Raw genomic sequence first — 13,697 nt, 5'->3', positions numbered from 1 at the left:
GCGACGGTGCGGGTCGCATGACGCAAACGGTCTCTACCTGGCTCGTCATCGTGGCCGCGCTCGTCGCGGCCAACCTGCCTTTCGTCAACGACCGCGTGTTCGCGGTGGTGCCGTGGCAGGGGCGCAAGTCGCTGGCGATGCGCCTCGTCGAGCTCGTGGTGCTCTATTTCGCGGTAGGCTTGCTGGGCGTGCTGCTCGAAAAGCGCCTCGGGCAGGTCGCGCCGCAGGGCTGGGAGTTCTACGCCGTCACCGGCGCGCTCTTCATCACCTTCGCCTTTCCGGGTTTCGTGTGGCGCTACCTCGCCCGACGCCGATGACCGCCGACCGCCACCTGATCGAAGAGAAGACCGCCAGCGAGGAGATCCTCAAGGGCAACTTCCTGCACGCCTTCCGCGACACGGTGCGGCTGCCCAACGGCGGCACGGCGACGCGTGAATACGTGGTGCACCCCGGCGCGGTGATGATGATCCCCGTGCTGGACGACGGGCGCCTGGTGATGGAGCGCCAGTTCCGCTACCCCATGGGGCGCGTGATGGTCGAGTTCCCGGCCGGCAAGATCGACCGCGGCGAGGACGTGCTGGTGTGCGCCAAGCGCGAGCTGCTCGAGGAAACCGGCTACACCGCCGCGCAGTGGGCGAGGGCAGGGCAGCTGCACCCGGTCATCTCCTACTCGACCGAGTTCATCGACATCTGGTTCTGCCGCGGGCTGACGCTGACCGAAGCCAAGCTCGACGACGAGGAATTCCTCGAGGTCTTCACCGCCACGCCCGCCGAGGTCCTGGGCTGGTGCCGCGACGGCACGATCACCGACTCCAAGACCCTCATCGGCGCCTTCTGGCTCCAGAATGTCCTTGCCGGGACCTGGCATCTGGACTGGCAGCCATAATCCCGTCCCATGAAGGTTCTGGACCTCGAGTGCCGGCAACGGCACGTCTTCGAAGGATGGTTCGGCTCCGAGGATGAATTCCAGGGGCAGCTGGCGCGCGGCCTGGTGGAATGCCCCCTGTGCGGCGACACGCACGTGGCCAAGCGCCTGTCGGCGCCGCGCATCAACCGGGGCGCGCAGCCGCCCCAGGCCACCGCCAAGAACGAGGTGATGGCCACCAGCGACCCGTCGATGCAGGCCAAGTGGCTGCAGATGGTGCGCCACGTGCTCGCCAACACCGAGGACGTCGGCGAGCGCTTCGCCGAAGAGGCCCGCAAGATCCACTACGGCGAGACCGAGGAGCGCAACATCCGCGGCCAGGCCTCGGCCGAGGAGACCGAGCAGCTGCTCGAGGAGGGCATCGGCGTGTTGCCGCTGCCCATCCCCAAGGCCCTCAAGGGCCCGCTCCAGTAAGCCTCAGAGCTTCGCCTTCACGTAGCGGTATTCCTGCGTGCGGCCGCCATAGCCGTACGCGAAGCCGTGCACCTCCTCCACGTACACGTAGCTCTCCTCGTGCAACTCGCCGAGGATGTCGCGGAACGCCGCGTACGTCTCGGCGACGTACTGCGCCATCTCGTCCTTCGTGTTCGTGCCTTCGGTCACCTTGATGTCCAGGTAGAAGCTGGACTTGCCGTGCTCGGCGAGCGTGCGCCCCGCGATCACCCAGTGCTCGGGCGGGACGTAGGTGAGGGTGATCGCCGTGACCTCCGGCGGCTTCTTCAGGATGCGCGCGGTCAGCTCCCCCAGCTTGCCGGCGATGCGCTGCGTGAGTTCGGGGCTGGCGGGCCGGGACACCTTGGCGTTGAGGATGGGCATGGCTTCTTCCTTTCGTTGATGGTTAGCGATGCAACTATCGGGGCAAAAAAAAGGGGGATTCACTTGAGGGCGGAACACACGGCCCGTACCTTGCCGACGGTGTCCTGGAAGTTCTCGCGCCCCACGCGCTGCTGGATGCGCCGCGTGACGGCTCCGCTCGCGGCGTTGATGGCTTCCTCGATCTCGCGCGCCTTGCGCGTGGGGTGCACCGACCAATGCCGGCCGTCGTGCTCGGCCTCGCGGCGCTCGAGCAGGCCCAAGGCCTGCAGCCCGTCGATCAGCCGGGTTGCGGTGGGGCGGGAGATGGTCAGCTCATCCGCCATTTCGTACTGGGACAGGCCGGGGCGCGCAAGCGCAAGCCGCAGCAGGAAGCCCTGGGAAGGCGTCACGCCGAAAGGCTTGAAAGCGGCCGTCCATTCCTTCTCCACCACGCGGGCCAGCGCGGTGGTATTGAAGTACAGGCAGTGGTCGAACATGGGCGCCATCCTATCCCTAAATAGTTAGCCATGCAACTAAGTCGGGATTCGGGCCCCATGGCCGGGCAGGACCATAGCCATTTCGGGCCATGGGGCGCTTGCGCGCGGCAGGGTGGCTGAATAATGGCGCAGCTGTCTGGGAGGCAAACGCCGATGACGATGCGCAACTTCGCCCGTGCACCGCTGGCCGCGATGCTGGCCGTGGCGGCGCTGGCCGCCTGCAAGCCGTCGAGCCCACCCGCCGCCGGCGGCGGCCCGGACCCCAACGACATCGTGGCCCTGCGCGCCGAAGTGGAGCGCCTGCGCAAGGAGAACGCCGACCTGCGCCTCTCGCCCTACCAGCTGGCCATCGAAGTCGAAGGCGCGATGCGCGCCGCGAACGAGGAGAAGGCGGTCGCCACGTACAAGCAGCTCTCGGACACCTTCCCCGTCGCGCCCGAAACCGTGGAGATGAAGAAGCGCCTGGAGACCTTCCTCGCGCAGCGCCGCGCCACGGAAGACGAGGAAAAGCGCATCGCCGCGCTGGGCTTCAAGGGCTTGCCGGTCAACGCCAATTTCGCGCACCAGGACGTCGCGCTGTCGCTGGCCTCCGTGTCGGTGAACAAGCGCTGGACCTTCGACTCGTGGGGCGACGGCTGGCGCTTCCTCGATTCCGAGAAGGACCGCAAGATGCTGGTGGCGCGCATGAACGTCGCGAGCAAGCAGAAGAACCCCTCGCTGTTCGGGCTGGCCGCGTACGTCCCCGACGGCAACAAGCTGGTGAAGGTGGGCGACATGCGCTACCGCTTCGCGCGGTGGGGCAGCTACGGCGCGTTCCTGGGCACCACCACCGACTACGGCAACGAGTTCAGCCACCGTTCGCGCATCCCCTTCACGGCAGCCGTCTCGGTGGCCGACGACGACCTGAAGAAGCGGCCGCTGTACGTGGTCGCGACGAAGGAGGGCTGCCATGCCCGCCACTTCGAGCGCTTCGGCCAGCCGCAGGTGGCGTACATGCCGGTGGATTGCGGCACGCTCAAACCCAGCCTGACGCTGGAGGATTTCAAGGGCGGGGCGCTCGCGGTTCTCAAGCGAATCGACTGAGTTCTCCTACATGCCGCCGTTCGGCGGGCATGCAAGATGCTTCGCAGTTCCTCATCCTGACCACGGAGAAAGCCCCATGTCCGTCCACAAGACCGGCACCGCCATCGGCGAGAACGACCGCATCCACCTCGACGACGAATGGGAGGTGTGCGCCTGGGCGCGCTACTTCAACGCCAGCGAACGGCGCGTGAAGGAAGCCGTCGCCGCGGTCGGCGACAGCGCCATGAAGGTGCGCGAGCACCTGCGTGGGCACAGCGAGGAGCGGCCCTCGGCCTAAATGCGCAGCCGCTGCGCGTAGCCGGTCATCTCCAGGTAGCCGTGGCCGACGGCGCGGCCGTTGCTGTCACGCAGGCGCGCGAGCCCTTCCCAGTAGATCGCCCCCGTGGACGCGCGGCTGTCCAGCTCCTGGCCGTCGAGGGCCGCGGTGACGGTGTAGAAGTCCGCCGGCGTGCGCACGATCCACTCCACCGGGTACGACGCCTGTGACAGCGGGCTCGTCCAGCGCCGCTGCGCGCTGAACACGGCTTCGCCGCGCGAGAACACATAGGGCGAGCCGCCGCGCGGCCGGAACGAGCCGCCGTCCCACAGGGTCGACCCATCGGGCTTGCGCAGGCGGAAGGCCGTGAGCGCGCCGCCGTCGTCCAGGTTCATGCCGATCCAGTCCCAGCCCACGGCCGACGGGTCCAGCACCTCCTCGCTCCATTCGTGGTCCAGCCAGGCGCGTCCCGCGACGTCGATGCGCTTGCCTTGCAGCGTGACGGCGCCGCGCGCTTCGAGCTGCGGCTCGCTGTAGTAGTAGCTGGCCTGCGCGGGCAGTGGGCCCTTGCGCGACAGGCCGGCATCGCCTTGCAGCAGGGGCGCCTGTGTCGGCTGCAGGCGCAGGTCCAGCGCGAAGCCGTTCGCCGTGATGCGCGCCTGCATGGCGCCCGAGCCGTCGCGCGCCAGCGACCAGTCGTGCAGTTTCAATTGCATCCCGCCAATGGGCGCCTGCGCGATGCCGGACCCTTCGCGAGCGATGCGCTGGTCGTGCCACAGGCGCTTGCCGTCCACATCGGTCAGTGCGGCGTGCGCGAACACGAGCTGCTTCGCGGCAAAGCGCGATTGCAGCGCCTGAGCTGTGTCGACGCGGCTGCGGAAGAAGGTCACCTGGAAGCCGAATTCGCGCGCGCCCGCCGTGAGGCGCCCCGTCACGTACCACCACTCGGTGCGCAGCGGCGGGTGCGCGCCGTGGTCGCGCGGGAATTCGATGCGGGCCGGCGGCAGCGCGCGCACGTCGCCCACGAAGGCCGACGCCGCCAGCGCGCGCAACAGCTCGCGGCGGGCGATCACCAATCCTCCTTGACGGCCAGCACGGCGTCGCGGCGCGCGGCCGCGCTGCCCGCGAAGCGCGCCGTCAGCGTGCCGGCGACGACGACGGCCGCGCACAGGAGCAACAGGCGCTCCCAGGGGACGCGCAGGTCCATGGTCCAGTGGAAGCTTTGCGGGTTGACCACGTGCACCAGCACGACGGCCACGGCCAAACCCAGCGCCAGCCCTGCGATGGATCCGACGGCCGTCCACGCCGCGCCTTCGCCCGCGACGATGCGCAGCACCTGCGCGCGCGTGAAGCCCAGGTGCGCGAGCAGGCCGAACTCCTTGCGCCTGGCGAGGACCTGCGCGCTGAAGCTGGCGGCGACGCCGAAGAGGCCGATGCCGATGGCGACCGCCTGCAGCCAGTAGGTGACGGCGAAGCTGCGGTCGAAGATGCGCAGCGAGGCCGCGCGCAACTCCCGCGCGGAGCCGAATTCCAGCGACTCCTCGAACCCGCCTTGCTGGCGGGCGATCCCGCGCGCCGCCGCCTGCACCTGCGCCGCGTCGGCGCCGGGCGCCAGCCACAGCTGGATGTCGTTGGCGCGCCGGTCGCCCGTGAGCCGCACGAAGTCCGCGCGCGCCAGGGCGACCGCGCCACTCTGGCGCACGTAGTCGCGCCACACGCCGGCGACGACGAAGCGCGCATCGACGCCCAGCGCCCGCGCGAGCGGCGTGAAGTTCTCGCCCGGCTTCGCGCCGTAGAGGTCCACCACTGCCTCGCTGACGTAGACCGGCACCGCCCCGGCCGGAACCGCGGTGACGTCGCCGACCATCGGCAGGGAGCGCGCCGCATCGTCCATGTCGCGCGCCAGCAGCACCACGGGCGGCAGCGTGGGGTCGAACAGCAAGGGCTTCGTGCGCTGCGCCGTCAGGCGCGCCACCCCGGGCGCTTGCGCCAGCGCCGCGGCGAACCCGGGCGGGAACCATGCCGTGTCGGCGCTCTGCGACGACGCAGCGGTGCGCAGGTACAGGTCGGCGGGCAGCACGACGTCGAGCCAGCGCGCCACTGAATCGCGGAAGCTCGCGACCATCACGGTGAGGGCGACCGCGAGGCTGAGCGACGCGACGACGCCGCTGACCGCGATGGCCGCGCTCTCGCGCACGCGCCGCGCGCGCTCCAGGGCCAGGAGCGGCAGCGCGCGATGGCGCACCACCGGCGCGAGGGGGCCGTAAAGCAGCGCGATGGCGGCAGGCAGCACGGCGATCCCCCCGACCAGCAACAGGCCGACGGACGCATACGCGCCCAAGGGGATGCCCGCGAGCGGCGGCAGGAAGGCGCAGGCAACGCCAGCCGCCAGCAGGATCGCGCCGATGGCTCGGCGGCGCGAATGCGAGGGCGCCGAGCCCAGGCCTTTCAGCGCCTGCGCCAGCGGCAAGTGCTGAGCGGCGCGCGCGGGCAGCCAGCCGCCCGCCATCGCCGCTGCGCAACCGAGGGCGCCGTACAGCAGCGCTGCGGGCGTGCTCCAGTGCATCTCGGGCGCGACGCCGGGAAAGTAGCCGCCGCCCAGGTCGCCGCCCAGCGCCCGCAGCCCGACCTGCGCCAGCGCCCCACCGAGCGCGATGCCCAGCGCACTGCCCACCGCGCCCAGGAGGAATGCTTCCGCCACGACCAGCGCCGCGCGCTCGCGCGCCGTCAGCCCCATCACGCCGAGCAGCGCGAACTGTTGTGCGCGCTGCGCGACGCTCAACGCCAGCACCGAGTAGACGAGGAAGGCGCCCGTGAACAGCGCGACGAGCGCCAGGACCGTGAGGTTCACCCGGTAGGCGCGCGACAAATTTCCGACGCGCTGCGCCGCATCGGCCGGGCTGGTGGCGACGACGCCCGGCGGAAGGTCCAGCGAGCGCACGAACGCCTGCCGGTCGGCGCCGGCCGCGAGGCGCACGTCGATGCGCGTCAGCTCGCCGCCGCGCGCGAAGAAGTCCTGCGCCGCCGCGATGTCCATGACGGCCAGCGGCGGGCCGGCGGCGGCCACGCTGCCGGCGATGCGCGCTTCGCGCAGGGCCAGGCCGCTTTGCAGGCGCAGTGACGGCGCATCGCCTGCGACTCGGCGCGCCGCGGCGTTGAGGAATACGACGCCCGGCGAGAAGAGCGTGAGGCGGTCCTCGCCCGGCGCGAGCGCCGGCATCAAGGTCGGCGAGAGGGATGCCGCCGACAGCACGTCCAGCCCCACCACGCGCAAGGGCCGGCGCTGGCCGTCGGGGCTGACCGCGAAGGTCGCGACTTCGAGGACGGGATTCGCAAGCGCCGCTTGGGGATGCGCAGCGACGCGCGCGAACAAACGCTCGTCGAGGTGGCCCGCGGCAGCGCGCAGTTCCACGTCGGGCTCGCCGCTGGTGGCACGCACCGCGCCCGAAAACTCGTCGAGCGCCGACTGGTTGATCAGGTGGACGGAGAAGGCGAGCGCCACGCCCAGCATGACAGCCAGAACGGCAACGGCGCCGAGCCACGGGTGGTGGCGCAGCGCCGGCCAGGAGAAGGCGCGCAGGAGCCTCAGCACCCGCGCATTGTGACGCGGGCTAGGCGACCGCCCCCATCTCGGCCATCAGTTCCTCCTTGCGCGCCTCGATCTCGTCGCGCATGGCGACGAGGTCCAGCTTGCGGGCGGAACGGGCCTTCGGGAACATCTCGCCGCGCTCTTCCTTCACGTGGTGGTCGATGTACTCGCCCAGCACCTTGACCTTGGCGTCGAACATGTCGTCGGCCTCGCCGGCCTGCTGGATCTGCGCGATGAGGTCCTTGGCGGTCTGGTGTTCCACCGTGGCCTCGTCGATGAGGTCGGTGTCCTTGATCGCCTCGCGCAGGGCGGGGTAGAAGATCTCTTCCTCGACCTGGGCATGCACGGTGAGCTCCATGCAGATCTGGCGGGCCAGGTCCATCTTCTTCTGCGCGGCGCTGCGCGCGCGCGAACCGGCAAGCTCTTCGTACTCCTTGAACATCTTCTTCACGTTCTTGTGGTCCGCGTCGAGCAGGTCGCACGCGTCTTTTTCACGGGTTGCCATGGGTAGGTCTCCTGTTGGGAAAATCGGGATTCGTCCATCATGGCGAGCCGCCATGGCGCGACCTGTAGGAAAACGTCGGTACATCGGCCGTTGAGCTAAGCTAGCGGCCTGATGGATTTGCCCACATACGAAGACGTCGCTGCCGCCGCGCGGCGCATCGAAGGCGCGGCCCACCGCACGCCCGTGCTGCGTTCGAGCACGGCCGACGCGCTGGCGGGAGCGCAGCTGTATTTCAAGTGCGAGAACTTCCAGCGCATGGGCGCCTTCAAGTTCCGTGGTGCGTACAACGCCTTGTCCAAATTCACGCCGCAGCAAAAGCGTGCCGGGGTGATCGCGTTCTCCTCCGGCAACCATGCGCAGGCCATCGCGCTCGCCGCGAAGCTGCTCGGCATCCCCGCCGTCATCCTCATGCCGCTGGACGCGCCGCAAGCCAAGCTCGACGCCACGCGTGGCTACGGCGCGGAGGTGATCACCTTCGACCGCTACAAGGTCGACCGCGAAGCGCTCACGAAGGAAGTCGCAGCACAGCGCGGCATGACGCTGATCCCGCCCTACGACCACCCCGACGTGCTGGTGGGGCAGGGGACCGCGGTCAAGGAACTCATCGACGAGGTGGGCGAGCTCGACTTCCTCTTCACGCCGCTGGGCGGCGGCGGCCTGCTGTCGGGCAGTGCGCTCGCGGCGCGGGCGCTGGCGCCCAACTGCCGCATCTACGGCGTGGAGCCCGAGGCGGGCAACGACGGCCAGCAGTCCTTCCGCAAAGGCGAGATCGTCGACATCCCCGTGCCCAAGACCATCGCCGACGGCGCGCAGACGCAGCACCTGGGCCAGTACACCTTCGGCGTGATCCGCCGCGACGTGACGGACGTGCTCACGGCCACCGATGCGCAGCTGGTCGAGTGCATGCGCTTCTTCGCCGGCCGCATGAAGATGATCGTCGAGCCCACGGGCTGCCTCGGCCTGGCGGGCGCGCTCCACGGCGGCGTGGCCATCGCGGGCAAGCGCGTGGGCATCCTCGTCAGCGGCGGCAACGTCGACCTCGCGCGTTTCGCGCAGCTGGCGGCGTGATGGCGGCGCGGCCCATCGTCACCCGCCACGGCGAGCTCGCGTTCCCCGCCGTCTGCGCGCCGCTCGTTGCGCGTACCGCCTCCGACCTCCAGGAGGAGTGCGCGGCCGTCGCCGCCAAGAAGCCCGACCTGCTCGAATGGCGTGTCGACTTCTTCTCCGCCATCGGCGACATGCGGGCGGTCCTGGCAGCAGCCAGGGACCTGCGCGCTGCCGCGAATGGCATCCCCATCCTCTTCACGCGCCGCAGCGTGCGCGAAGGCGGCGAGCGCATCCCGGTCAGCGAGGAGTACATCGTCGACCTCTATGGCGAGGTGTGCGCGGGCGGCCTCGCGGACCTGGTCGACGTCGAGATGGAAAGCGAGGCTTCGCACCTGCGCACCGTCCAGATGGCGGCGAAGGATGCGGGGGCGATGACCGTGCTGTCCTTCCACAATTTCCGCGCGACTCCGTCCGTGCAGGACCTCGTCGCGCGTTTCGAGCGCGCCTACACGCTGGGCGCCGACGTCGCGAAGGTCGCCGTCATGCCGCAGTCCCCGGCCGACGTGCTGGGGCTGATGGCGGCCACGCAGCAGGCGGCGCACGAGCTGCCGATCCCCGTGGTGAGCATGGCGATGGGGCCGCTCGGCGCCGTCACGCGCACGGCCGGCTGGGTGTTCGGCTCGGCGATGACCTTTGCCGTGGGCCGCAGCAGCTCGGCGCCGGGGCAGATGCCCATCGAGGACGTGCGCTTCGTCGTCGAGGCGCTCAAGCGGGCGCAATCCCCGAAGGCGTGAGCACCAGCACGCGGCCGGCACGGGCCGCCGCTGCTTCGGAGTGGGTCACCAGCACGAGCGAAGCGCCGTTCTCACGGGCCTGCGAGGCCAGCACGTCCATCACCTTGCCCGCCGTCGCCGGGTCGAGGTTGCCCGTCGGTTCGTCCGCCAGCAGCAGCGCGGGCCGGTGCACGAGCGCTCGCGCGATGGCCACGCGCTGCAGCTGCCCGCCCGAGAGCTGCTGCGGCAGGCGCTCACCCAGTCCCCCAAGGCCCACGGCATCGAGCATGGCCTGCACCCGCGCATCGTCGGGAGCATTCAGAAGCAGCAAGGGCAACGCGACGTTCTGCGCCACGTTCAGGTGCGGCAGCACGTGGAAGGCCTGGAAGACGAAGCCCACGCGTTTGCGCCGCAGCAGGGCGCGGCCATCGGGCGACAGCGCGCCGATGTCCTCGCCGTCGAGCGCGATCCTGCCTTCGTCCCAGTCCTCCAGCCCCGCGATGCAATTGAGCAGCGTGGACTTGCCCACGCCCGATTCGCCGGCGATGGCCACGAACTCACCTGGCGCGACGTCCAGCGACACGTTGGCGAACACCGGCGCGTCGCCGTAGCGCTTGGCCAAGCCGCGCAGCTGCAGGCTCATGAGGCTTCGCGCACCCGGGCCGCGAGCTGCCCGATGGCGTCGGGCGCATCGGCGGCCACCACGACGCGCTGCGGCATGCCGCGCAGCCAAGTGAGCTGGCGCTTGGCGAGCTGCCGCGTCGCGAAGATGCCGCGGTCGCGCAGGTCGTCCATCGGCGTGTCGCCGGCCAGCGCTTCCCACGCCTGGCGGTAGCCGACGCAGCGCATGCTGGGCATCTCGGCGTCGAGGTCGCCGCGCGCGCGCAGCCGCTTCACCTCGTCGAGGAAGCCTGCGGCCAGCATCGCGTCGAAACGCTGCTCGATGCGGGCATGCAGCCACGCGCGGTCGACCGGCTCCAGCGAGAACAGCGGCATCTGCGGCATGGGCTCGGTGCGCTGGCCGTGGAAGCTGGAGATGGGCTTGCCGGTGGTGCGCAGCACCTCGAGTGCGCGCTGGATGCGCTGCGAATCGTTGGGCGACAGGCGCGCGGCGGTCTCGGGGTCGCGCAGCGCCAGCACCTCGTGCAAGGCCGGCCAGCCGCGCTCCGCTGCGTCGGCCTCGATCTGCGCGCGCACCTCGGGGTTGGCGGGTGGCATCTCGTCCAGCCCCTCGAACAGCGCCTTGAAGTACAGCATCGTCCCGCCGACCAGCAGCGCGGGCTTGCCGCGGGCGTTGACCTGCGCGATGAGCTGCTGCGCGTCGCGCACGAAATCGGCGGCGCTGTAGGGATCGCGCGGGTCGCGGATGTCGATGAGGTGGTGCGGCACCTGCGCGCGTTCCTCGGCGCTGGGCTTGGCGGTGCCTATGTCCATGCCGCGGTAGACCAGGGCCGAATCGACACTGATGATCTCGGCATCGTGCTCGAGCGCCAGCGCGAGCGCAGCCGCCGTCTTGCCCGATGCTGTCGGGCCGGCGAGGGCGAACGCGCGTGGGACGGGCGGCATGCGCCCGAGCGTAGCACCGCCGCCGCTAGCGCAGGCTGAAGACTTCGGCGAGCGCCTGGCGGTACTGGTCGAAGCCGATGGCCATGGTGCTGTGGTGCGAGCCGCCTTCCACTTGCAGGAAGCGCTTGGTGCCCGTTGCGGCCTCGTACAGGCGCCGGCCCAGCTCGATGGCGATGAGGTTGTCGTTGTCGCCGTGCACCACCAGCAGCGGCGAGCCGATGCGCGCCACCTTGCTGGCCGAATCGAAGCGCTGCGTGATCAGCGGGCCGATCGGCAGCCAGCCGAACTTCATCGTGCTCGCGACGTCGGGGATGGAGGTGAAGGTGGCTTCGACGATGGTGCCGCGCTCGTCCTCGACCTGCGAGGCGAGGTCGATGGCCACCGCGCCGCCCAGCGAATGGCCGAAGATGAAGCGCTGGCGCTGCGGGTACTTCGCGGCGAGCCAGCGCCAGGCTGCGCGCGCGTCCTCGTAGGCCGTCGCTTCGGACGGCAGGCCCGGCGAGCTCTTGCCGAAACCCCGGTAGTCGATGGCCAGCACGGAGAAGCCCATGTCCTGCAGGCGGCGGATGCGCGGCGAGGAGCCTTCGACGTTCCAGCGTGCGCCGTGCAGGTACAGCAGCACGGGGGCGTCGCGGTGCGCCTTGTTCTCGGCCCACAGGGCGTGCAGGCGGGCGGGCTCGCCGGTGACTTCCGAGTCGAACGCGATCCACTCGTGCGACATGCTCCTGGCCATCTCGGCGCTGTAACCCCAGGACGAGTCGCTGGGCTGGAAGATCCAGGCGCGCTGGCGCTCGTCCAGGCTGCCGCAGCCGACCGCCACGAGGGCGGCCAAGGCGGCGGCGGCTAGGACGGTCCAGCGCTTCATGGAATGGCTGAGTCGCGCTTGCGGCAAAAGTTCAGCGCCCGCGCAGGAAGAGGGCGTCGAGCTCGCGCACGGTGAGCTGCCGCCAGGTGGGGCGGCCGTGGTTGCACTGGTCGGAGCGCTCGGTCTCCTCCATCTGCCGCAACAGGGCGTTCATCTCGTCGAGGGTCAGCTTGCGGTTGGCGCGGACCGCGCCGTGGCAGGCCATGGTGCCCAGCAGCTCGTTCTGCGCGCGCTGGATGACGGTGCTGGCGTCGTGCTGCGCGAGTTCGGCGAGCACGCTGCGCGCCAGTTCGACGGCGTCGCCCTGCGCGAGCGAGGTGGGCACCGCGCGCACGGCCAGCGTCTTGGCCGAAAAGGGCGTGATCTCGATGCCCAGCTGCTGCAGCGCGTCGCCGCAGGCCTCGGCGGTCGCGACCTCCTGCGGCGTCGCGGCGAAGGTGGCGGGGATCAGGAGCGGCTGGCTCGCGATGCGGTCGCTGTCCATCTGGCGCTTCAGGCGCTCGTACACGATGCGCTCGTGCGCCGCGTGCATGTCGACGATCACGAGGCCCTGCGCGTTCTCCGCCAGGATGTAGATGCCCTGCAGCTGCGCGATCGCGCGCCCCAGCGGCCAGACTTCCTCCGGGTCATCCCGGCGCAGGCCGGGATCCAGTGTCTTCTCTTCTGCCGCCGTCGTTTCCCACAACGCGGCGACATCGCTCACCCGGTGCCCCAGGTCCATCCCCGGCTGCTGCCACCCCTGCACCGGCGCGCTTGCGGGCACCAGCGGCGTGACGACACCCGTCCCCGCCCGCGGCGCCGCCAGCGCATTCTCGATCGCATGCCGCACCGCCTGGTGCACCTCGCGCCCGTCGCGGAAGCGCACCTCGATCTTGGTCGGGTGCACGTTCACGTCCACGCGCGCCGGGTCGATGTCGACGTAGATCGCGTACACCGGCTGGCGCTGGCCGTGCAGCACGTCCTCGTAGGCGCTGCGCGCCGCGTGCGCCAGCACCTTGTCGCGCACGAAGCGGCCGTTGACGTACGCGAACTGCTGGTCGGCGCGCGCCCGCGCGGCATCGGGGATGCCCGCGCGCCCGCTCACGCGGATCGGCCCGGCGGCATACGACAGTTCCACGCTCTGGCCGACGAGCTCGCTGCCCAGCACGTCCGCGAGGCGCTGCTCGCGCGTGGCGGGGCGCCACTGCTCGGCGAGTTTTCCGTCGTGCCACACGGCGAAGCCCACCGCGGGCCGCGCCAGCGCATGGCGGCGCACGGCCTCGATGCAATGGGCCAGCTCGGTGGTGTCGGTCTTGAGGAACTTGCGCCGCGCCGGCGTGGCGAAGAAGAGCTCGCGCACTTCCACCGTGGTGCCGGTGGCCCGCGCCGCCGGGCGCAGCTCGCCGGTGCGTGCGTCGAGCAGGAAGGCCGTGGCCTGTTCGGCGGGGCGCGACAGCAGCGTCACCTCGGCCACCGAGGCGATCGCCGCCAGCGCCTCGCCGCGGAAGCCCATGGTGTGCACCGATTCCAGGTCCTGCAGCGACGCGATCTTGCTCGTCGCATGCCGGCGCAGCGCCAGCGGCAGCTCCTCGCGCGCGATGCCGCAGCCGTCGTCCTCGACGCTCACCAGCCGCACGCCGCCGGCCTGCAGCCGCACCGTGACCTGGGTCGCGCCCGAATCCAGCGCGTTGTCGACCAGCTCGCGAACGACCGATGCGGGCCGCTCCACCACCTCGCCCGCCGCGATCTGGCTGATGAGCTCGTCGGGCAGCTCCCGGATGGGCCGGCGCGGGGCGGGGGACAGGACGGCGCTCATG

The 13,697-nt window shown here is 70.6% G+C and carries 16 protein-coding genes; 7 read left to right on the top strand and 9 right to left on the bottom strand.

From position 1 onward, the window contains the following. The first annotated feature begins 17 nt into the window (after positions 1–17). Genes WG903_RS16470 through WG903_RS16460 form a run of 3 tightly spaced genes read left to right on the top strand, consistent with a single transcriptional unit; the run spans position 18 to position 1,339 of the window. Positions 18–317, top strand: a complete 300-nt coding sequence (locus WG903_RS16470) for a DUF2818 family protein (protein ID WP_340077393.1) — start codon at positions 18–20, stop codon at positions 315–317. Next, entirely contained in the window at positions 314–886 is a 573-nt protein-coding gene (locus tag WG903_RS16465; RefSeq protein WP_340077391.1) for an NUDIX hydrolase, read from the top strand. Before WG903_RS16470 ends, WG903_RS16465 begins: the two co-directional genes overlap by 4 nt. Positions 887–895: 9 nt before the next feature. Continuing rightward, entirely contained in the window at positions 896–1,339 is a 444-nt protein-coding gene (locus WG903_RS16460) for a DUF1178 family protein (protein ID WP_340077389.1), read from the top strand. A gap of 3 nt (positions 1,340–1,342) precedes the next feature. Here the strand turns inward: WG903_RS16460 and WG903_RS16455 are convergent, their stop codons facing one another. After that, positions 1,343–1,741: a tautomerase family protein gene (locus WG903_RS16455; RefSeq protein ID WP_340077387.1), complete on the bottom strand. Its 399-nt coding sequence runs from the start codon at positions 1,739–1,741 to the stop codon at positions 1,343–1,345. Between the two features lie 59 nt (positions 1,742–1,800). Next, positions 1,801–2,217: a MarR family winged helix-turn-helix transcriptional regulator gene (locus WG903_RS16450; RefSeq protein WP_340077385.1), complete on the bottom strand. Its 417-nt coding sequence runs from the start codon at positions 2,215–2,217 to the stop codon at positions 1,801–1,803. 153 nt (positions 2,218–2,370) lie between these two features. Between WG903_RS16450 and WG903_RS16445 the strand changes: the two genes are divergently transcribed. Together WG903_RS16445 and WG903_RS16440 are read left to right on the top strand one after the other, a co-directional pair. Beyond that, positions 2,371–3,300, top strand: coding sequence for a hypothetical protein (locus WG903_RS16445; protein WP_340077383.1), 930 nt, complete (start codon positions 2,371–2,373; stop codon positions 3,298–3,300). A gap of 76 nt (positions 3,301–3,376) precedes the next feature. Next, positions 3,377–3,577 (top strand): DUF3606 domain-containing protein, encoded by a 201-nt coding sequence (locus tag WG903_RS16440; RefSeq protein ID WP_340077381.1) that lies wholly within the window; start codon positions 3,377–3,379, stop codon positions 3,575–3,577. On the opposite strand, the gene WG903_RS16435 is transcribed toward WG903_RS16440, so the two are convergent. Genes WG903_RS16435 through WG903_RS16425 form a run of 3 tightly spaced genes read right to left on the bottom strand, consistent with a single transcriptional unit; the run spans position 3,574 to position 7,650 of the window. Beyond that, entirely contained in the window at positions 3,574–4,629 is a 1,056-nt protein-coding gene (locus WG903_RS16435) for a lipocalin-like domain-containing protein (RefSeq protein WP_445263610.1), read from the bottom strand. The two genes, WG903_RS16440 and WG903_RS16435, sit on opposite strands and share 4 nt — an antisense overlap. Continuing rightward, positions 4,626–7,148, bottom strand: coding sequence for an ABC transporter permease (locus WG903_RS16430; protein WP_340077379.1), 2,523 nt, complete (start codon positions 7,146–7,148; stop codon positions 4,626–4,628). Before WG903_RS16430 ends, WG903_RS16435 begins: the two co-directional genes overlap by 4 nt. A gap of 19 nt (positions 7,149–7,167) precedes the next feature. Beyond that, a complete protein-coding gene (locus tag WG903_RS16425) occupies positions 7,168–7,650 on the bottom strand; it encodes a hemerythrin domain-containing protein (RefSeq protein WP_340077377.1) in 483 nt (160 codons plus the stop codon). Positions 7,651–7,761: 111 nt separating this feature from the next. On the opposite strand from WG903_RS16425, the gene WG903_RS16420 reads away from it, so the two are divergent. Together WG903_RS16420 and aroD are read left to right on the top strand one after the other, a co-directional pair. Continuing rightward, positions 7,762–8,718 carry a threo-3-hydroxy-L-aspartate ammonia-lyase gene (locus tag WG903_RS16420; RefSeq protein ID WP_340077375.1) on the top strand — a complete coding sequence of 319 codons (957 nt, stop codon included), beginning with the start codon at positions 7,762–7,764 and terminating at the stop codon, positions 8,716–8,718. Beyond that, positions 8,718–9,491: a type I 3-dehydroquinate dehydratase gene (aroD, locus tag WG903_RS16415; RefSeq protein ID WP_340077373.1), complete on the top strand. Its 774-nt coding sequence runs from the start codon at positions 8,718–8,720 to the stop codon at positions 9,489–9,491. Before WG903_RS16420 ends, aroD begins: the two co-directional genes overlap by 1 nt. On the opposite strand, the gene WG903_RS16410 is transcribed toward aroD, so the two are convergent. The 4 genes from WG903_RS16410 to mutL are packed head-to-tail and all read right to left on the bottom strand — an operon-like array spanning position 9,463 to position 13,696. Next, on the bottom strand, positions 9,463–10,113 hold the full coding sequence (locus tag WG903_RS16410; protein ID WP_340077371.1) for an ABC transporter ATP-binding protein: 651 nt from the start codon (positions 10,111–10,113) through the stop codon (positions 9,463–9,465). The genes aroD and WG903_RS16410 overlap by 29 nt on opposite strands. After that, positions 10,110–11,036, bottom strand: a complete 927-nt coding sequence (gene miaA, locus WG903_RS16405; protein WP_340077369.1) for a tRNA (adenosine(37)-N6)-dimethylallyltransferase MiaA — start codon at positions 11,034–11,036, stop codon at positions 10,110–10,112. The genes WG903_RS16410 and miaA overlap by 4 nt, the downstream gene beginning before the upstream one ends. Positions 11,037–11,061: 25 nt before the next feature. Beyond that, positions 11,062–11,901 carry an alpha/beta hydrolase gene (locus tag WG903_RS16400; RefSeq protein WP_340077367.1) on the bottom strand — a complete coding sequence of 280 codons (840 nt, stop codon included), beginning with the start codon at positions 11,899–11,901 and terminating at the stop codon, positions 11,062–11,064. 31 nt (positions 11,902–11,932) lie between these two features. After that, positions 11,933–13,696, bottom strand: coding sequence for a DNA mismatch repair endonuclease MutL (mutL, locus tag WG903_RS16395; protein WP_340077365.1), 1,764 nt, complete (start codon positions 13,694–13,696; stop codon positions 11,933–11,935). Position 13,697: the final 1 nt, after the last annotated feature.

The organism is Ramlibacter sp. PS4R-6, from assembly GCF_037572775.1.
Lineage (GTDB): Bacteria > Pseudomonadota > Gammaproteobacteria > Burkholderiales > Burkholderiaceae_C > Ramlibacter.
This window is presented reverse-complemented; position numbering and strand designations above follow the sequence as displayed.